Here is an 18845-nt window from a genome sequence, read left to right as displayed (position 1 = left end):
ATTATAAACCGGATAACCCTGATGCTCTACCGCTGCGTAACAGATTTTTAACTGAAAGCGATGTAAAGCCTCGTTATCTCTTTGATAAATAAAAAGAAAGCAGCCAAGGCTGCTTTCAAAAAAAATTTAATCTATCAAAAAATTATAGAACCATGCGTACGATGTCAATTTCACCTAACTCTTTGTACAGTGTCTCAACCTGCTCGATAGAGGTTGCAGTAATGTTGATTGACACAGAGTGGTAGTTGCCCTTAGCACTTGGTTTAACGGTCGGGCTGTAGTCACCTGGAGCATGGCGCTGAATAACTTCAAGAACAAGCTCTGGAAGTTCAGGCTTTGCATGACCCATTACCTTGTAAGTAAATGAACAAGGGAACTCAAGCAGGTCTTTTAATTTTGCATCAGAGTTGATGGTTAGCATATCGATAACTCCAGTAGATATTCGTTGCGGTGCGAAATAGTACAGTCAAATTAGGGGGAACTCAAGACGAGGAGCTCAAACTTAAAAAGCCGCCCATTCAGGCGGCTTTGCGAATAAGTTTGCTACTCTAACGTTCTTTTTAGAAGAAGCTCTTGAATAACAATACGATGTAATCCCACATGCGGCTAAATAGACTACCTTGCTCTACGGTTTCTAGTGCCATTAGTGGGTACTCGGCAATATCTTCACCATCGATCTGATAGTATAGCTTACCAACTACATCACCTTTATTAATTGGGGCTTCTAGCTCTTTTTCAAGGACGAAGCTTGCTTTTAGGTTTTTCGCTTCACCACGCGGTAGTGTTACGTAAGTATCTTGGTCAAGACCCAGTGCTACGGTATCTTTGTTACCCATCCACACTTTTTCTTCTACGAACGTTTCACCTGCTTTGTGCGGTGCCACTGTTTCGAAGAAGCGGAAGCCGTAGCTTAGCAGCTTTTTGCTTTCTGACTTGCGAGCATTGGCATCTTTAGTACCCATAACGACCGCAACCAAGCGCATTTGACCTTCAGTTGCTGAACTTACTAGGCTGTAACCCGCATTACTTGTGTGACCCGTTTTGATGCCGTCAACGTTCATGCTCTTATCCCAAAGTAGACCGTTACGGTTGTATTGGGTGATGCCGTTGTAAGTAAATTTCTTCTCTGAGTACACTCGGTACTCATTTGGTACGTCACGGATAAGTGCTTTACCTAGCAGTGCCATGTCGTATGGTGTTGAGTACAATTCTGCGTTATCTAAGCCATGAACGTTGGCAAAGTGCGAGTTAGTCATACCCAATGTGTTGGCCCAAGCGTTCATTAGGTCAACAAATGCATCTTCTGAACCTGCAATATGTTCTGCCATCGCAACACAGGCATCGTTACCTGACTGGACGATGATACCTCGGTTCAGGTCACGTACTTTAACTGTTGTGCCTACTTCAATGAACATCTTTGATGAATCAGGGAAGTTTTTCGCCCACGCATTTTTACTGATGGTGACATCATCATCTTCTGAGATATTACCACGCGCTAGCTCTTGGCCGATTACATAGCTGGTCATCATCTTAGTCAGACTAGCTGGAGACAATTTTGTGTTCATCTCTTTCTCTGCCAGTACTTTACCTGAATGGTAATCCATCAGCACGTAGCCCTTCGCCGCGATTTGAGGGGCGTCTGGAACAACGATAGGTGATGCAAGAGCAGATTGAGCGAAAGTTGCAGAAAGGGCAACCGAAGAAACGAGAATAGATTTCACAAACTTATTTTTATTCATGGTAATTCAAATTTTTGGGTTAACTGCAGACATCTTATCAGAATCCCTAGTTATGTAAGAGGGGGATCAAAGAGAAATTCATGACACGAGGTCATTTGGCAGTGTTGTGTTTTTTAATAAATGCAGACGAATAGCCGAGCAACTTTACTTTATCTAGTGTGGCTTGCGTCAGGGAATAGTCAGTAAATGGCCCTAACAACAAGCGATAAGACTCTTTCGCACTCTCTAGGAAAGTTTCTGTATCCAATTTTTGACCAAGCTCGGTACCTAAAGTTCGCGCACGCTCTTCATTTTTTGATGATGCTACTTGAATAACGTACCTAGGGTGCGCTTCTAATGACTTTTTGTCCGTAGGCTGATTGATACTGATCACTTCAATTTCCACGTTCGCGGTGCCTGTTTTTATGACATCTAACTTGTGCGCGGCGGCATAGCTTAAATCAATGATACGACCATCGTGAAAAGGACCTCGGTCATTAACTCGTACTATGGTGGTTTTGCCGTTGTCAGTATTGGTAACTTTTACGTAACTTGGTAACGGTAGCGTTTTATGCGCTGCCGTCATTGAGTACATGTCATAGATTTCGCCATTAGAAGTCAAATGACCTTGGAATTTTTTCCCATACCAAGATGCGCGACCTTTTTCTTTAAAGCCTTTCGCATTGCGAACTATTTTGTAGTCTTTGCCACGCAAGTGGTAATCTTTGTTCCCACCTAGGCTGTACGGTTCATATTTAGGATGCGCATCCTCGATGTGTTCGACTGAAAGCGGTGTATCCGGTGCAACATCGGATTCGAGTTCGTAACGGCCTTCTTGTTCTTTTTGGCTAGTTGATGAACAGCCTGCCAAAATAAGAGCAGAGAAAACCAAGGAATATAAAGCGCGTTTTTGCATGTCTAGGTCGCCTTAGAGAATGCTTTTCGGTGCGTATGAATCGACATCAGAATACCAAAACCAGCCATCAAGGTTACCATTGATGTGCCGCCATAACTGATGAGTGGCAACGGTACACCTACTACAGGTAGGATGCCACTTACCATGCCAATATTTACAAAAATATACACGAAGAAGCTGAGTACAATACTGCCTGCCATCATTCGTCCAAATGCGGTTTGCGCTTGGCTGGCGAGATATAAACCTCGTCCAATAATAAATAGATAGATGGCTAAAAGGCAAAGGAAGCCAATCATACCCCATTCTTCAGCAATTACTGCAAAGATAAAGTCAGTGTGTCGTTCAGGAAGAAATTCTAGTTGTGACTGCGTACCTTGCAACCAACCTTTGCCGGAAATACCGCCGGAGCCAATCGCAATTTTACTCTGAATAATGTGGTAGCCCGCTCCTAGCGGATCAGACTCCGGGTTAAATAGAGTACGAACTCGCACTTTTTGATACTCTCGCATCAAGAAAAACCACAGAATTGGAATGAAACCACCTAATGCAATCGCAGCACCAGCAATTATTTTCCAGCTAATGCCGGCGAGGAAGATAACAAAAATACCGGAAGCCGCGATCAGGATTGAGGTACCTAAGTCAGGCTGTTTTGCAATGAGAATGGTTGGTAAGCAGACCATAATCAGTGCAACAATGAGTGTTCTTAGCGTTGGTGGGAGGGGCTGTCTACCAACATAGCGAGCTACCATTAATGGCACCGCGAGCTTCAATAGCTCTGACGGTTGAAAGCGCACAAAACCGAGGTTAAGCCAACGCTGCGCGCCTTTCGATGCTTCACCGAAAAACAGCACGCCGAAAAGCAGTATAACGCCACCAACGAACATCAAAGGTGCCAAGCTTTCGTAAGTTCGTGGAGAAAGCTGTGCAAGGACGAGCATCACAACGAGTGAAAGCACCATTCGCATGGCTTGGCGATCCATCATCAGTAAACTTTGGCCACTGGCGCTGTACATGATCACCAGGCCAAACCCCATCAGGGCCAGTATGCCAAGTAGGAGTGGTAAGTCGATATGGAAGCGTTCAAACAGGGCGCGATTTTTACCTGTAGAGGGATCCATCTTCATTACTGTTTTACCTCTTTCTTCGCATTGTTTTCAGGCTCAATTTCTTCTGGACCAAGAACGACTCGGTCAAAAATTTTCCTTACTACTGGGGCACCGTTACTAGAACCACCACCGGCATTTTCTAGTACTACAGTGACGACCACTTTAGGATCATCAAATGGTGCAAAGCCAGTAAATAACGCATGGTCACGTAAGTGCTCGGCGATTTCATCGGCGTTGTACTCTTCGTTTTCACCCAGACCGAAGACCTGTGCAGTACCTGATTTACCCGCTGTTTCATAATTCATTTTGTAGAATGAGCGACGAGCTGTTCCGCGCGTGCCATGGTTTACCCGACGCATGCCTTCTTTCGCCATATCCCAGTACTTTTTAGGCACATTCTTGATTGGTGGGTAAGTCACGTATTCTGTCGTTTGCTGCTCTTCGAAGTCGTTACCATTTTCTATCGTCGCTTTGAGCAAGTGAGGTGCGATCACTTCTCCCTCGTTTACTAATACGGAGGTTGCTTTGGCGATTTGCATTGGTGTTGCTGTCCAATATCCTTGGCCGATACCCACAGGGATCGTATCACCTTTATACCATGGGGTTTTATGGCGAGACATTTTCCAGTCACGAGTCGGCATATTCGCCTTACTTTCTTCGTAGATATCAATGCCAGTGTAATCACCAAAACCGAACATCATCATCCAATTCGAAATACGGTCAATACCCATGTCATAAGCGATTTGATAGTAGAAGGTATCAACAGACTCTTCGATCGACTTAATGATATCGACGCGCCCGTGCCCCCAACGCAACCAGTCACGAAACGGGCGTGTGTTGGAGTTTGGTATGCGCCAATAACCAGGGTCATTTCGTGTGGTGTTAGGTGTGACGACACCTTCTTGCAGCGCGGCTACCGCCATAAATGGTTTGATGGTAGAGGCCGGAGGGTAAATGCCAAGTGTAGTGCGGTTGACCAAAGGACGGTTTTTATCGTTCAAAAGGGCACGATAGTCTTTACCTGAGATTCCGTGCACGAACGAGTTAGGATCGTAGCTAGGACTTGAAACCATAGCCAGTACACCGTTGTCTCTAGGATCGATCACTACAGCACTGCCTCTGCGGCCATCCAATAATTGGTGTACGTACAGCTGCAAGTTGATATCAAGGTTTAAAACGATGTCTTTTCCGGGTACAGGTGGAACGTACTTTAACGTACGAATTACTCGGCCGCGGCTGTTTACCTCGACTTCTTGATATCCGGCTGTACCGTGTAAGAGGTCTTCGTAGTATTTTTCAATACCCAGCTTACCAATGTCGCGAGTGGCTTGATAGTTTGCGTCTTTTTCTTCTCGGATCAGGCGCTGCATGTCGCGATCATTGATTCGAGAAACGTAACCAATCACGTGGGTTAAGACTTCGCTGAAAGGGTAGTAGCGCTTTAAGGTCGCACTTATTTCCACACCCGGAAAGCGGTACTGATTGACGGAGAATACCGCTACTTGTTTTTCGTTCAGTTGGGTAAGCAGTGGGACCGATTTAAATCGACGAGTCCGTTTACGCTCGTGGTGGAAACGTTCAATCTGGTCTGGTGTAATTTCCAGAATAGTTTGTAATTCTTGGATGGTTGCATCAATGTCTTTAATTTTTTCTGGGGTCAGTTCTAAGTTAAAGACGGGACGGTTCTCTGCCAGTAAAACGCCATTTCGGTCATAAATTAGACCTCGGTTAGGCGCGATAGGCACTACTTTGATGCGGTTATCGTTCGAGCGGGTTTGATAGTCTTGAAACTGGTTCACCTGAATGTTGTACATGTTGGCAACCAGAGCTCCCATCAAGACAACAATGCCGATAAAAGCAACAATAGCGCGGCTGGCAAACAGACGCGCTTCGGCTTGATAATCTCGGATTTGACTGCGGCGTTTACGAATCATTAACGCTTGGCTCTAAAGTTAAACAACGATTATTCGCGATGATAAGGGTGGTTAGCGGTGATGCTCCACGCTCGGTACAAGCTTTCTGCCATTACGATACGCACTAGAGGGTGGGGTAGCGTTAAGGCAGATAATGACCAGCTTTGGTCTGCTGCAGCTTTGCATGCAGGAGCGAGTCCTTCGGGACCGCCGATTAATATTGATACATCACGGCCATCTAATTTCCAAGCTTCTAACTGCTCAGCGAGTTGAGGAGTGTCCCATTTTTTACCTGGGATATCTAACGTGACGATACGGTTGCCTTTTGGTACCGCCGCGAGCATCGCTTCTCCTTCTTTTTGCAGGATGCGAGCGATATCGGCATTCTTACCACGCTTGCCAGCAGAGATTTCAATCAACTCTAACGGCATATCATGCGGGAAACGGCGACGATATTCTTGAAAGCCTTCCTCAACCCATTTTGGCATTTTTGTACCAACAGCAATTAGTTGAATTTTCAAAAGATTAACCCCAGAGTTTTTCTAGCTGGTAGAGTTCGCGGTGCTCTTCTTGCATCACGTGAAGCATGGCTTCGCCCATATCAAGGACTACCCATTCACCTTCGTTTTCACCTTCCATTCCTAGTGGCTCAAGACCGGCTTTTTTCACCTCTGTTGCAACATGGTCAGCGATGGATGAAACGTGGCGTTTGGATGTACCAGTACAGATGATCATGTAATCTGTCACGCTTGATTTATCTTCCACATTTAGGACGATAATGTCTTCCGCTTTCATGTCGTCGGCTTTATCAGCTAAAAAGTCTTTCAGTTCTTCGCGAAGCACTCGGTTTTCCTCGGTTTGTCTCTTATCTCTACAGTGTTTTACATTCTTGCTTGCAAAACAGGTCGCGCACTATATCACGCTTTGATTTTTAAATTGCCAGCTTAATATCAGGAGAGCAGGTTTCTAAGCTCAACTGATGAATAGTTGGCCATACAGACTCGTCATACTGAGTTTTGGCTTTTATCTCGGCTTGAGCCAACAAGGAGAGCAATGCACAAATACGACTCGCTGATAAGCGGGCCAGTGCTGCGTTATAGAGTGGACGCTTGTTTTGCCAAACTCGATATTTCTCAAATACCTGGTTCATTCCCATTTGAGTTAAGTCTTGATGCATATTTAAAAGTTGGCTCAACTCTTTTTGTACACTTCGAATCAAGATCACGGTCTCAACCCCTTCCGCCTCAAGTTGGCGAAGAATACGTTGTGCACGGTTTGCTTTACCTGCCAGTAAGGCGTCGATCCAGTTAAAGGTAGTGAAGTGATTATGGCGACTTAGGGCTTCTTCTAAACGTATGATGGTCAGCTCACCATCCGGGTAGAGTAGGGCCAATTTCTCTAAGCTTTGTGTCAATGCAAATAGGTTACCTTCATGCCATTGAGCCAACATTTGCAGTGATTGCTGATCGGGTTTTAGTCCCAATGTGCGGCAACGTGTCTGAATGAACATAGGTAGGCGTTGAAGGTCTGGCGACAAGCAGCTTACCCAATCGCCTTTTGAGCTTAATGCTTTGAACCATTTCGCATTTTCTTGGGCTTTGGTCAGTTTGCTACCAACAATGACGAGCATGATGTCATCATGAAGCATATCACACAGTGTTTGCAGCTCTTTGCTGACGGCGGTTGTCACGCCACTTTCAGGAATTTCAAGCTCAATCAATTGACGGTGTGAAAACAGACTCATCGCTTGGAAACAGTCGTAAACTTGGTTCCAGTCGATGCTAGCATCCACAGCAAAACGGTGTTTTTCCTCAAAACCTTGCTGAAACGCTGCCTTTTGGATTGCTTGGCGGCTTTCTTGAATCAGTAACGGCTCATTACCAAAGATTAAGTAAACCTGTTTAACTTGTTTAGTTAAATGATCCGTTAGCTTATCGGCATAAATTCGCATAGTGACTAAGAGTTTTTGTTCGCTGGCTCAGAGATTTGTCCTGCTTCATATTCGGCACGAATACGGCCCAACTGGCGCATCATCTGTTTTGCAGCTTGCAAGCGCATCTCGTCTTCAATTACGTCACGCTCAACAGATTTTGCAAGTGCGGTCAACGGGTTGTCTAGGTAGTTGCGGTTTACTGTTGTCGTAAAGTTTTTAGAACCATAGCCAGGAATTGTCACACGGTATTTTACTACGTATGTCAGCTCTTTTTCTGCTGCACGGCTATTTTGATAAAGCGATAGTGTACGCTCATCGATTGTCGCTTCCGTCAAATGAAGGTTGGGTACCGTCGATGATGGTTGAACAAGTTCAACTTTGTTCAGTTCGAGTTGAGAGCGAACATAGCGAGTTAATTCACTGTATTCATCGTAGCTGGAGAAAGACATAGTGTGCAGCTCTTCCGGTACGGAATACTCGCCGCGAAGGTGAAAACCACAGGCAGAAAGAAGCCCCGCTAATACCAATACCACTGGTAGTTTAATCAAAGAGAAAAAGCGCATTGATTGTATTCATCCTAAATTGAAGGGGTTATTTACCTTAAACCACTCATGTGAATGGTTTGAGGTAAATAAACAGGGTAGAAAACTACCCTGTTTAATGACTCTTGGTTAACAAATAAGTTCGCTAAACAGAGACAAATTGACAGCTGCGATTAGTTTGCAACGATGTTCAGCAGTTTACCTGGAACGTAAATAACTTTACGAATAGTCAGGCCATCAGTGAACTTAACCACGTTTTCGTCGTTTAGACCAAGCTGTTCGATATCGTCTTTAGAGATATCAGCTGGGACTGTTAGCTTCGCACGTAGCTTACCGTTAACTTGAACAACGATAGTTTTTTCGTCTTCAACTAGCGCTTTTTCGTCAAACGTCGGCCATGCCGCGTTATCAATGTCTGTTTCACCTAGTGCTGCCCATAGCTCGTATGAGATATGCGGAGTGATAGGGTAAAGCATGACAACAATAGCTTTCAGTGCCTCGTCAAGGATTGCACGATCTTGCGCAGATTCTTGAGGCGCTTTCGCTAGTTTGTTCATCAGCTCCATGATCGCTGCGATCGCGGTGTTGAATGTTTGACGACGAGCGATATCGTCCGTCACTTTCGCGATAGTCTTGTGAACGTCACGGCGAAGTGCTTTTTGATCACCAGAAAGCGCTGCGGTATCTACTGCTTCTGCTGCGCCTTTCGCTGTGTGCTCTTTCACTAGTTTCCAAACACGTTTTAGGAAGCGGTTCGCACCTTCTACGCCAGACTCTTGCCATTCAAGTGTCATGTCCGCTGGAGACGCGAACATCATGAATAGACGTACTGTGTCAGCGCCGTACTTGTCTACCATTTCTTGAGGGTCGATACCGTTGTTCTTAGACTTAGACATCTTGATCATGCCTGAGTGCGTTACATCACGACCTTCAGTGTCTTTAGCAGAAGTAATGCGGCCTTTACCATCACGTTCAACGGCTACGTCTGTTGGAGCTACCCACTCTTTACCACCTTTCTCGTTCTCGAAGTAGAACGCATCAGCCAGTACCATGCCTTGACACAGTAGTTGCTTGAACGGTTCGTCAGAAGTTACGTAACCCGCATCGCGCAGTAGTTTGTGGAAGAAGCGTGAGTACAGTAGGTGCATACAAGCGTGCTCGATACCACCGATGTACTGATCTACTGGTAGCCAGTAGTTTGCTTTTTCTGGGTCTAGGATGTCGTCCGCTTGTGGTGAACAGTAACGCGCGTAGTACCAAGAAGATTCCATGAACGTATCGAACGTATCTGTCTCACGTAGAGCAGGTTCGCCGTTAAAGGTTGTCTTCGCCCACTCTTTGTCTGCTTTGATTGGGCTGGTTACGCCGTCCATTACCACGTCTTCTGGAAGAATCACTGGTAGTTGGTCAGCAGGTACTGGGTGAACTTCACCGTCTTCAGTCGTTACCATTGGGATTGGTGCGCCCCAGTAACGTTGACGAGATACACCCCAGTCGCGTAGACGGAAGTTTACAGTCTTAGTGCCTTTGCCTTCTGCTTCTAGCTTCGCTGCAATTGCATCGAACGCCGCTTGGAATTCTAGGCCGTCGAATTCACCAGAATCGAACAGTACGCCTTTCTCTGTGTATGCCGCTTCAGAAATGTCTAGCTCGCTGCCATCAGCAGGCTTGATAACAGGCACGATGTCTAGACCGTACTTCGTTGCGAACTCGTAGTCACGTTGGTCGTGTGCAGGTACTGCCATTACCGCGCCTGTACCGTAGTCCATCAGTACAAAGTTTGCTACGTATACTGGTACTTCGCGGCCGTTCAATGGATGAATCGCAGTAAGGCCAGTTGCCATACCTTTCTTCTCCATTGTCGCTAGCTCAGCTTCTGCAACCTTGTTGTTCTTACATTCGTCGATAAACGCTGCAAGCTCTGGATTGTTCTCTGCTGCAAGAGCTGCAAGAGGGTGGCCGGCTGCGATACCCACGTAAGTCACACCCATTAGCGTATCTGGACGTGTTGTGTAAACTTCTAGGTCTTGTTGACCCTTAACTTCAAACTTCAGTTCAACACCTTCAGAACGACCAATCCAGTTGCGCTGCATGGTCTTCACCATTTCAGGCCAACCTTCAAGCTTGTCTAAGTCGTCTAGTAGCTCTTGAGCGTACTCAGTGATTTTGATGAACCATTGAGGGATTTCTTTTTGCTCTACAGGCGTATCACAACGCCAGCAACAACCGTCTTCAACCTGCTCGTTTGCAAGAACAGTTTGGTCGTTAGGACACCAGTTAACAGAAGAAGTCTTTTTGTAAACTAAACCTTTCTCGTAAAGTTTAGTGAAGAACTCTTGTTCCCAGCGGTAGTACTCCGGTGTACATGTTGCGAATTCACGGTTCCAATCGTAACCAAAGCCTAGAAGCTTAAGTTGGTTCTTCATGTATTCGATGTTTTCGTAAGTCCAAGGTGCTGGCGCAGTTTTGTTTTTTACTGCTGCGTTTTCTGCAGGTAGACCGAATGCGTCCCAACCGATAGGTTGCATCACGTTTTTGCCTTGTAGGCGTTGGAAACGAGATACTACATCACCGATAGTGTAGTTGCGCACGTGACCCATGTGCAGTCGACCACTTGGGTATGGGAACATGGACAGACAGTAGAATTTTTCTTTATTTGGGTCTTCACTTACAACAAAGGTTTTGTTGTCATCCCAGTGCTTTTGAACTTTTTGTTCAATATCTTGTGGGTTGTATTGTTCTTGCATCGATGGTATCCGTTATCTTGGAATTTGTGAGTTCGGTTAGAACAGACTTAAATAGATCGTCATAGAATACCTAAAGCTAGGGATCACAACAATAGCCAATCTGTACCCATGCGCCCTTAAGTGACGCAGGTAGGAGAAAGATGGAGGTCAGTTATGCCTAAACGTAAAACAGGTTATGAGGAAATGCTCGAGGATGTGATTGAAACCTTGAAGCACAGTCCGGAAGAAGTTAACAAAGCGATTGAGACGTCGGGCAAAGTGGTGGATGCTGCTAATGACTTGACCAAAGATGAATTGGCTTTAATCAAAGCGTACCTTAAAGCAGACTTAAAAGAGTTTTCAGAGAGTTACGAGGATAGCAAAAGCGGCCCGTTTTACTTAACGATTGCGGACTCGATATGGCAAGGGCTGTTAGAGATTACTGACCGAACTAAAGTTGAGTGGGTTGAGTTGTTCGATGACTTAGAGCATCAAGGGCTATATGAAGCAGGAGAGGTGATAGGCTTAGGCACTTTAGTCTGTGATGAGTGTGGTCACAAGACAACGTATAACCACCCAACTGTAATCATTCCGTGTATTAAATGTGGTCACAAAGGCTTTACTCGTCAGTCATTAAAGCCATAAATGGCGCGTAACGACAGTATAATGCTATGAATAAAAAAGAGGCTTAGTCGCCTCTTTTTTGTCTTTTCTACTTTCAAGCTGTTATCAGCTCTGTTTTCTTCTTAAGCCGAGCGCCAGCGCTAAACTTAACCCAACCCAAATATACAATGGCCAAGTACCAAGGACTCGATATGGCGTTTGTCCATTGGTTGGGGTGAGCTCTGCGCGCAGTACTGCAGTTTCAAACTGCGGTACTTGCTCAACGATTTTACCTTTGTGATCGGTTACCGCTGTTAATCCGTTGTTAGTCGAGCGGATGAGCGGTTTACCTAACTCTAAGGCACGCATACGGGCGATCTCCATATGCTGAAGAGGACCGATAGAGTGACCAAACCATGCATCATTTGAAAGCGTTAGAATGAAGTCTGTTTCGTCAGTCACATTTTGACGCACTTGCTCATTAAAGATGATCTCATAGCAAAGCGCTGGTGCCATGTGCATGCCATTCGCAACGATGTTTGGCTGCACAAAAGCCCCACGGCTAAACGACGACATCGGTAGGTTAAAGAATGGCGCTAATGGGCGCAAAATATCTTCAAATGGTACAAACTCACCAAATGGTAGTAGGTGATGCTTATGGTAACGTTCGCTTAAATCGAAGCTGTAGTCACCGTATGGTGTGATGCCTAGGGACAGAATACTGTTGTAGAACTGTCGATCTTCAGCTTGGTTGACGACACCGGTGATGATTGCGCTGTTATTCATTTTTGCAGCGCTGTCGATATTGCTCAAAAATGAAGGCACTTCAATTTCAAAAGCGGGAATTGCTGCTTCTGGCCAAACGATAATGTCTGCATCCCAGTTTTCACGAGTTAAGTCAGCGTACTTCATGATGGTTGGCCAGCGTTGACTTGGTAGCCACTTTAGGTTCTGGTCTACGTTACCTTGAATCAGCGCGAGCTTAGTCGTGTCTTCTGGTCGGGGTGTTACCCAATCGTAGTTGCGAACCCCAAAGCCAGTACTGAGTAGTACCGCAGGGATAATCACCATCAGCCACTGCTTATGAATCCATGCGTAGGCTAACGCCCCTGCGCTGATAAGGATAAATAGAGTAAGCAGTTCTACGCCGCCAATTGGTGCAAAGCTTGCGAGTGGAGCATCTATCTGGCTATAGCCTAGCCATAACCAAGGGAAGCCAGTCATCACCCAACCACGTAACCAATCACTGATCAGCCATAAAGCAGGTGCAGCGAGAAGTGCTTTTGTGAGCGTAAATTGAGGAAACAGCTTGTTGTTGAGCCAAGCAAATAAGCCTGAATAAACAGCCAAGTAGGCAACAAGCAAGCCCATTAAAAATAAATTGGCAATGAGCGGCATACCGCCAAAACCGGAGATACTGACGTAAACCCAGCTAACGCCAGTTGCAAATTGACCTAACCCCCAAGCATAACCAATCCATAGTGCGCGTTTCGGAGTTTGGTTAGCAAGAAGAATCAGTAGAATTGCTGGGCTAAGAATGGCAATAGGCCACAGCTGGTAAGGAGCGAAAGCGAGTGTAGTAGAGGCGCCAACAAAAGCGGCCACTAAGGGCCGCTTAAGGCGATGAAAGAGTTCATTCATCATTGTAATTTCTGAGATTCCCAATGGGTATCGCGTTACTCTTGAGTGGCTTCAACCAGGGTTTCTTCGTCTGGGATCGTCACTTGGAGTTGAATGACACGACGGTTATCGGCAGCGGTGACTTTGAAGTTGTAGCCTTCAATTTCAACCAGTTCACCACGAGAAGGTAAGTGACCAAAGGCAGTCATGACCATACCACCAACGGTATCAACTTCCTCATCGCTGAAGTTGGTTCCGAATGTCTCATTAAACTCTTCGATGGTTGTCAGCGCTCTGACAGCAAACGTATGCTTGCTCAGCTTACGAATGTCCGTCTCTTCACTTTCATCGAATTCATCTTCAATATCCCCGACGATTTCCTCAAGGATATCTTCAATGGTTACAAGACCAGAAACACCACCGAATTCATCGACAACAATGGCCATATGATAACGTTCTTCACGGAATTCTTTCAGCAGTCGATCAACGCGTTTACTTTCCGGTACTACAACCGCTGGTCGAATGACTTCTTCGATATCAAATGGATTGCTGCCTGAGCCTAAGTATTTAAGTAAGTCCTTCGCTAGAAGTATGCCTTCCACATGGTCTTTATCTTCGCTGATCACAGGGTAGCGAGAGTGTTGAGCATCGGTAATCAAAGCAACCAAGGTATCAAGGTCGTGAGTACGCTCAACGGTAACCATTTGCGAACGCGGGATCATAATGTCACGCACACGCATTTCGGAGATTTCCATAACACCTTCGAGCATATCGCGAGTGTCATGGTCAATCAGGTCGTTAACTTCAGAGTCGCGGATAACATCCACAAGCTCTTGGCGATCTTTTGGTTCGCCCTGAAATAGTTGACCTAGACGTTCAAAGAAGGACTTTCTACTCGGACCTTCTGCCTTTTCTTTCTTATCTTCGTTAGAAGAGGGAGAATTATCTTCGTTCATTGTTTCTCAATTAAGTAACGCTATCAGAAGTGTGATAGCACACATAGAGAGGCGAACACGAGAGTCATTTAGGTGGTTCGCCTTTCCCTGTCGAGTGGCCAATAGCTACTCTTTTTCAGCAATGTAAGGATCTTCATAACCCATACCTTGCATGATTTCGGTTTCGAGGGACTCCATCTCTTCGGCTTCGTCATCCTCTATATGATCATAACCTAGCAGATGCAAGCTGCCATGTACAACCATATGCGCCCAATGTGCTAGCAGAGGCTTGCTCTGTTCAACCGCCTCTTTTTCAACAACTTGGCGGCAAATAATCAAATCACCAAGTAAATCTATTTCCATACCAGGAGGTGCTTCAAATGGAAACGACAACACATTAGTTGGTTTATCTTTGCCGCGATACTCATGGTTGAGCGTATGACTTTCTTGTTCATCAACAATACGAATGGTGACTTCGGCTTGTGGCTGGAAGAGAGGGATTGTCTTATCTAGCCACAATTGGAAATCTTGCTGCGAAGGCAGACCTTCTTCATTTTCGACTGCCAGTTGCAGATCAAGTTCAATCGCCATGGTTATTCCTTAGTTGAAGCAACTTGTGCATTCAGTTCGGCTTTTGCTGCTTCTAGTAACTTCGCGTCGCGTTCTTCACGACGGCGTTTCTCGAACTCTTTACGCTCTTTCTGGTCTTGTGCTTCCCACTTCTCGTACGCGTTAACGATACGAGCAACCACAGGGTGACGTACAACGTCGTCGGCTAAGAAGAAGTTAAAGCTGATGTCGTCAACTTCGCTTAGTACTTCAATAGCATGACGAAGACCCGATTTCGCACCACGAGGTAAGTCAATCTGCGTGACATCACCAGTGATAACCGCGCGAGAGTTAAAACCAATACGCGTTAGGAACATCTTCATCTGCTCAACAGTGGTGTTCTGACTCTCATCAAGAATGATGAAGGCGTCGTTTAGAGTACGACCACGCATGTAAGCAAGAGGGGCAACCTCAATCACGTTACGTTCAATCAGCTTCTCTACGCGCTCAAAGCCCAGCATTTCAAATAGGGCGTCGTATAGCGGACGTAGGTATGGGTCGACTTTCTGGCTTAAATCACCAGGTAGGAAGCCCAATTTCTCACCAGCTTCAACCGCTGGACGAGTAAGTAGAATACGGCGGATCTCTTGGCGCTCTAGTGCGTCAACAGCTGCTGCTACAGCAAGGTAGGTTTTACCTGTACCTGCCGGGCCAATACCAAAAGAAATATCATGCGTGACCATGTTAACCAAGTACTGCGCTTGGTTTGGCGTACGTGGTTTGATCACACCTTTCTTGGTTTTGACGAAGACTTCTTTACCATGCTCGATATTAGACTCAGTATTCTGCTCAAGAACACCAGACTCTTTGATCGCTAGATGGATTTGCTCAGGCTCAATATCTGGGATCTCACCTCGTACAGGTGCGGTATCAACATATAGAGTTTTCAGGATATCCAGCGCAGCTGATGCGGTATGAGGTTTACCGACAATCGTAAAGTGGTCACTACGGTGGTTAATTTCAACGCCTAGACGACGTTCTAAATGCTTGATGTTGTCATCGAATGGACCGCACAGGCTAGCTAGTCGGCGGTTGTCTGAAGGTTCTAGGTTAATTTCTAGAGTTACGATTTTATTGCTCAATGTTGCCTCTCATTTTTTGCCACTTAGTGAGAGCCTGATAACGACCAGGCTCTCTATGGCTATTTATACGAGCTTACGGCGTAAAAGTAGCTACACCCAGCTCATCTTCGCGACGTGTTTTCGCCATCATCTGCGTTGGGGAAATCACACTACGAAGATCCATGTCTTTTTCAGTACGTACTAGCTCACCACGCAGTGAGTTTGCAAATACGTCTACGATCTTCACATCAACGAACTGACCAATTAGGTCTGCACTACCTTCAAAGTTTACTACACGGTTGTTTTCTGTACGAGCGCGTAGTTCCATTAGGTTTTTCTTCGAAGGACCTTCAACTAGAACACGTTGTTCTGTGCCAAGCATTAAGCGAGAGTAACGCATCGCTTGAGCATTGATAGTTTGCTGTAGTTCGTAAAGGCGCTCTTTCTTCACTTGTTCTGACACATCACAAGGGTAATCCGCTGCTGGCGTACCTGGACGTGGAGAGAAAATAAAGCTGAAGCTCATGTCAAAGTCTACATCTTTGATTAGCTTCATGGTGTCTTGGAAGTCTTTGTCTGTCTCACCAGGGAAACCAACAATAAAGTCTGAACTGATTTGAATATCAGGACGAGCTTTACGCAGTTTACGGATGATCGATTTGTATTCGATAGCGGTGTGAGGGCGTTTCATCATCGTTAGGATACGGTCACTACCACTTTGCACAGGTAAGTGCAGGAAGCTCACAAGTTCTGGCGTATCTTCGTATACTGCGATGATGTCGTCTGTGAATTCTAACGGGTGGCTCGTCGTGAAACGAATACGGTCGATACCATCGATAGACGCAACCAAACGAAGCAGTTCTGCAAATGAACAGATCTCACCATCGTGCATAGGACCACGGTACGCGTTTACGTTTTGACCCAGAAGGTTTACTTCACGTACGCCTTGTTCAGCAAGTTGGGCGATTTCGAATAGTACGTCATCCATTGGACGGCTTACTTCTTCACCACGAGTGTACGGTACGACACAGTAAGTACAGTACTTAGAGCAGCCTTCCATAATAGAAACGAATGCTGTCGCACCTTCAGCGCGAGGTTCAGGTAGGCGGTCGAATTTTTCGATCTCTGGGAACGAAATGTCCATAACTGGTGCATCATCGGACTGAGATTGTTTGATCATCTCAGGTAGGCGGTGCAAAGTTTGTGGGCCAAAAATAACGTCAACGTATGGTGCACGTTCACGAATATGGTCACCTTCTTGCGTTGCTACACAACCACCTACACCGATAACTACGCCAGGTTTCTTATCTTTTAGTGTTTTCCAGCGGCCTAGCTGGTGGAAAACTTTCTCTTGCGCTTTTTCACGGATCGAACAGGTGTTAAGTAGAAGTACGTCTGCTTCCTCTGGCTCTTCCGTCAGCTCGTAGCCGTTTGCAGCATTAAGCAGGTCGGCCATTTTTGATGAATCGTATTCGTTCATCTGGCAGCCCCAGGTTTTAATTAGCAGTTTCTTACTCATCTCACTTTCGCTCGTTCAGTTGTACTTAAATCGGAGAGCTATTGCTCAAATTATAGCCGCCATCACGGCGGTAAGCGGCGTATTGTACTGCTTTAAAAAGCACCTGACTAGTGATCTAGCTAATTCTCTGCAAAGCCCGATGAAATCTAGTTTTTCGCCCTATGCAGAACAAGGTTTTTTGTTAAACAATTTTGTAAAAATAGCCATGGAAAGTACAATAAAAAACGCCAATTAATCAGCACGATGAAGAGTGAAAAATGAACAAGTATGACATCGCCGTGATCGGTGGCGGTATGGTCGGGGCAGCCGTCGCTGTTGGATTTGCCAAGCAGGGCAGAAGCGTTGTCTTGGTCGAAGGTACAAAACCTAAAGTTTTTGATGCCGCTCAGGCGATGGATATTCGTGTATCTGCAATCTCGCACCAGTCGGTGGAGTTACTTGATTCACTCGGAGCATGGTCAGAGATCAAGAGCATGCGAGTTTGTCCTTATCGGCGGTTAGAAACTTGGGAGCACCCAGAGTGCCGTACTCGTTTTCACTCTGATGAATTGTCATTGGATCAGCTAGGTTACATCGTTGAAAATCGCCTAATCCAATTAGGTCTTTGGCAAGTCTTCTCTAAGTATGAAAATCTAACCGTGATGTGTCCTGAGCGATTAAAAGCCATTGAGTTTGCAGATGTAAATCTTGTGACACTAGAAAGTGGGGCGCAGTTTGAAGCTAACTGGGTGATTGGTGCTGATGGTGCAAACTCTAAAGTTCGTCAATTGGCTGGAATTGGTGTAACTGCGTGGGATTACCGACAACACTGCATGTTGATTAACGTGAAAACAGAATTGCCTCAGCAAGATATTACTTGGCAACAATTTACACCTTCAGGCCCACGTTCATTTTTACCTCTGTGCTCTTTGAGTAACGACGATGGTCAAATAGTAGGCCAAGGTTCTTTGGTTTGGTATGACTCGCCTAAACGTATTAAACAACTGTGTGCGATGGGTAAACCTCAACTAAGGGAAGAAATCTTACGTCATTTCCCTGCAGAATTAGGCGATATTGAAGTTTTACAGTTTGGCTCATTCCCACTCACTCGTCGTCATGCGCAAAGCTACTCAAGCAAAAATTGCGTATTAGTGGGTGACTCTGCCCATACGATCAACCCGCTTGCAGGGCAAGGGGTAAACTTAGGCTTCAAAGATGTAGACGTTCTCCTTTCGGTAACAGAACAGCAAGAAAAGCTGGAAGATACCTTACTCGCGAAATACGAACGCGCACGTCGACCTGACAACTTACTCATGCAGACGGGCATGGACTTTTTCTATAAAGGTTTTAGCAACGATCTTGGGCCATTGAAGTTCGTACGTAATGCTGCATTGAAGCTTGCTGAAAACTCAGGGCCAATTAAGGCTCAAGTACTGAAATACGCGTTAGGTATGTAGTAAGCTACTCAAATCACAGATAGAAAAAAAGCGAGCCATGAGCTCGCTTTTTTAATTCGGCAAATCTAATGATTTCCCGAGTCCAGAACCAAAAAAATAAAAAACCCAGCAAAGTCATGCTGGGTTTTCCGATAATGGTGCGGAAGGAGAGACTTGAACTCTCACACCTTGCGGCGCCAGAACCTAAATCTGGTGCGTCTACCAATTC

At 45.6% G+C, this 18845-nt stretch carries 18 protein-coding genes; 2 read left to right on the top strand and 16 right to left on the bottom strand.

The annotated features are described in order from the left end of the window. Window positions 1-142: 142 nt before the first annotated feature. The 10 genes from ybeD to leuS all read right to left on the bottom strand — a co-directional run bounded on the left by ybeD (window position 143) and on the right by leuS (window position 10875). Window positions 143-421, bottom strand: coding sequence for a DUF493 family protein YbeD (gene ybeD, locus R8N46_RS15150; protein WP_005384135.1), 279 nt, complete (start codon window positions 419-421; stop codon window positions 143-145). A gap of 139 nt (window positions 422-560) precedes the next feature. After that, entirely contained in the window at window positions 561-1739 is a 1179-nt protein-coding gene (locus R8N46_RS15145; RefSeq protein ID WP_005384132.1) for a serine hydrolase, read from the bottom strand. A 91-nt stretch (window positions 1740-1830) separates the two neighbouring features. Next, on the bottom strand, window positions 1831-2634 hold the full coding sequence (locus R8N46_RS15140; protein WP_017635670.1) for a septal ring lytic transglycosylase RlpA family protein: 804 nt from the start codon (window positions 2632-2634) through the stop codon (window positions 1831-1833). A gap of 2 nt (window positions 2635-2636) precedes the next feature. Continuing rightward, window positions 2637-3758, bottom strand: coding sequence for a rod shape-determining protein RodA (gene rodA / locus R8N46_RS15135; protein WP_005384128.1), 1122 nt, complete (start codon window positions 3756-3758; stop codon window positions 2637-2639). Continuing rightward, window positions 3758-5674, bottom strand: coding sequence for a penicillin-binding protein 2 (gene mrdA / locus R8N46_RS15130; RefSeq protein WP_005384126.1), 1917 nt, complete (start codon window positions 5672-5674; stop codon window positions 3758-3760). The genes rodA and mrdA overlap by 1 nt, the downstream gene beginning before the upstream one ends. A 29-nt stretch (window positions 5675-5703) precedes the next feature. Beyond that, window positions 5704-6174 (bottom strand): 23S rRNA (pseudouridine(1915)-N(3))-methyltransferase RlmH, encoded by a 471-nt coding sequence (gene rlmH / locus R8N46_RS15125; protein ID WP_017821762.1) that lies wholly within the window; start codon window positions 6172-6174, stop codon window positions 5704-5706. 4 nt (window positions 6175-6178) lie between these two features. After that, window positions 6179-6496: a ribosome silencing factor gene (gene rsfS / locus R8N46_RS15120; protein WP_115385790.1), complete on the bottom strand. Its 318-nt coding sequence runs from the start codon at window positions 6494-6496 to the stop codon at window positions 6179-6181. Window positions 6497-6584: 88 nt separating this feature from the next. Continuing rightward, window positions 6585-7604, bottom strand: coding sequence for a DNA polymerase III subunit delta (gene holA / locus R8N46_RS15115; RefSeq protein ID WP_104978864.1), 1020 nt, complete (start codon window positions 7602-7604; stop codon window positions 6585-6587). A gap of 5 nt (window positions 7605-7609) precedes the next feature. Next, window positions 7610-8149: an LPS assembly lipoprotein LptE gene (gene lptE / locus R8N46_RS15110; RefSeq protein WP_005384122.1), complete on the bottom strand. Its 540-nt coding sequence runs from the start codon at window positions 8147-8149 to the stop codon at window positions 7610-7612. Between the two features lie 152 nt (window positions 8150-8301). Continuing rightward, on the bottom strand, window positions 8302-10875 hold the full coding sequence (gene leuS / locus R8N46_RS15105) for a leucine--tRNA ligase (RefSeq protein WP_005391313.1): 2574 nt from the start codon (window positions 10873-10875) through the stop codon (window positions 8302-8304). A 153-nt stretch (window positions 10876-11028) separates the two neighbouring features. Between leuS and R8N46_RS15100 the strand changes: the two genes are divergently transcribed. After that, a complete protein-coding gene (locus tag R8N46_RS15100; protein WP_005373024.1) occupies window positions 11029-11499 on the top strand; it encodes a zinc ribbon-containing protein in 471 nt (156 codons plus the stop codon). An 84-nt stretch (window positions 11500-11583) separates the two neighbouring features. On the opposite strand, the gene lnt is transcribed toward R8N46_RS15100, so the two are convergent. From lnt to miaB, 5 genes are all read right to left on the bottom strand, one after another. Then, window positions 11584-13101, bottom strand: a complete 1518-nt coding sequence (gene lnt, locus R8N46_RS15095) for an apolipoprotein N-acyltransferase (RefSeq protein WP_213972478.1) — start codon at window positions 13099-13101, stop codon at window positions 11584-11586. A gap of 32 nt (window positions 13102-13133) precedes the next feature. Continuing rightward, window positions 13134-14033 carry a CNNM family magnesium/cobalt transport protein CorC gene (gene corC, locus R8N46_RS15090; protein WP_005384118.1) on the bottom strand — a complete coding sequence of 300 codons (900 nt, stop codon included), beginning with the start codon at window positions 14031-14033 and terminating at the stop codon, window positions 13134-13136. Window positions 14034-14138: 105 nt separating this feature from the next. Continuing rightward, complete coding sequence (gene ybeY, locus R8N46_RS15085; protein WP_005373030.1) at window positions 14139-14603, bottom strand: rRNA maturation RNase YbeY; 465 nt, start codon at window positions 14601-14603, stop codon at window positions 14139-14141. Between the two features lie 2 nt (window positions 14604-14605). Beyond that, window positions 14606-15703: a PhoH family protein gene (locus R8N46_RS15080; protein ID WP_005373033.1), complete on the bottom strand. Its 1098-nt coding sequence runs from the start codon at window positions 15701-15703 to the stop codon at window positions 14606-14608. Window positions 15704-15776: 73 nt separating this feature from the next. Then, window positions 15777-17201 carry a tRNA (N6-isopentenyl adenosine(37)-C2)-methylthiotransferase MiaB gene (gene miaB, locus R8N46_RS15075; protein ID WP_005373038.1) on the bottom strand — a complete coding sequence of 475 codons (1425 nt, stop codon included), beginning with the start codon at window positions 17199-17201 and terminating at the stop codon, window positions 15777-15779. 257 nt (window positions 17202-17458) lie between these two features. On the opposite strand from miaB, the gene R8N46_RS15070 reads away from it, so the two are divergent. Continuing rightward, complete coding sequence (locus tag R8N46_RS15070) at window positions 17459-18637, top strand: 2-octaprenyl-3-methyl-6-methoxy-1,4-benzoquinol hydroxylase (protein WP_064369039.1); 1179 nt, start codon at window positions 17459-17461, stop codon at window positions 18635-18637. 13 nt (window positions 18638-18650) lie between these two features. Here R8N46_RS15070 and R8N46_RS15065 read toward each other — a convergent pair. Further along, the coding region (locus R8N46_RS15065; RefSeq protein WP_318098473.1) for a hypothetical protein at window positions 18651-18845 on the bottom strand (195 nt) is incomplete at its 5' end.

Source organism: Vibrio sp. 1874 (genome assembly GCF_033344395.1).
GTDB classification, from domain to species: domain Bacteria; phylum Pseudomonadota; class Gammaproteobacteria; order Enterobacterales; family Vibrionaceae; genus Vibrio; species Vibrio alginolyticus.
The sequence above is the reverse complement of the archived record's forward strand: the minus strand, read 5'-3'. Positions and strand labels throughout refer to the sequence as shown.

Coding starts and splice junctions, on each gene's coding strand:
- lptE (WP_005384122.1), bottom strand. CDS start 8,149: ATGCGCTTTTTCTCTTTGATTAAACTACCAGTGGTATTGGTATTAGCG.
- R8N46_RS15070 (WP_064369039.1), top strand. CDS start 17,459: ATGAACAAGTATGACATCGCCGTGATCGGTGGCGGTATGGTCGGGGCA.
- ybeY (WP_005373030.1), bottom strand. CDS start 14,603: ATGGCGATTGAACTTGATCTGCAACTGGCAGTCGAAAATGAAGAAGGT.
- rodA (WP_005384128.1), bottom strand. CDS start 3,758: ATGAAGATGGATCCCTCTACAGGTAAAAATCGCGCCCTGTTTGAACGC.
- miaB (WP_005373038.1), bottom strand. CDS start 17,201: ATGAGTAAGAAACTGCTAATTAAAACCTGGGGCTGCCAGATGAACGAA.
- holA (WP_104978864.1), bottom strand. CDS start 7,604: ATGCGAATTTATGCCGATAAGCTAACGGATCATTTAACTAAACAAGTT.
- mrdA (WP_005384126.1), bottom strand. CDS start 5,674: ATGATTCGTAAACGCCGCAGTCAAATCCGAGATTATCAAGCCGAAGCG.
- R8N46_RS15140 (WP_017635670.1), bottom strand. CDS start 2,634: ATGCAAAAACGCGCTTTATATTCCTTGGTTTTCTCTGCTCTTATTTTG.
- ybeD (WP_005384135.1), bottom strand. CDS start 421: ATGCTAACCATCAACTCTGATGCAAAATTAAAAGACCTGCTTGAGTTC.
- lnt (WP_213972478.1), bottom strand. CDS start 13,101: ATGATGAATGAACTCTTTCATCGCCTTAAGCGGCCCTTAGTGGCCGCT.
- leuS (WP_005391313.1), bottom strand. CDS start 10,875: ATGCAAGAACAATACAACCCACAAGATATTGAACAAAAAGTTCAAAAG.
- R8N46_RS15145 (WP_005384132.1), bottom strand. CDS start 1,739: ATGAATAAAAATAAGTTTGTGAAATCTATTCTCGTTTCTTCGGTTGCC.
- R8N46_RS15100 (WP_005373024.1), top strand. CDS start 11,029: ATGCCTAAACGTAAAACAGGTTATGAGGAAATGCTCGAGGATGTGATT.
- corC (WP_005384118.1), bottom strand. CDS start 14,033: ATGAACGAAGATAATTCTCCCTCTTCTAACGAAGATAAGAAAGAAAAG.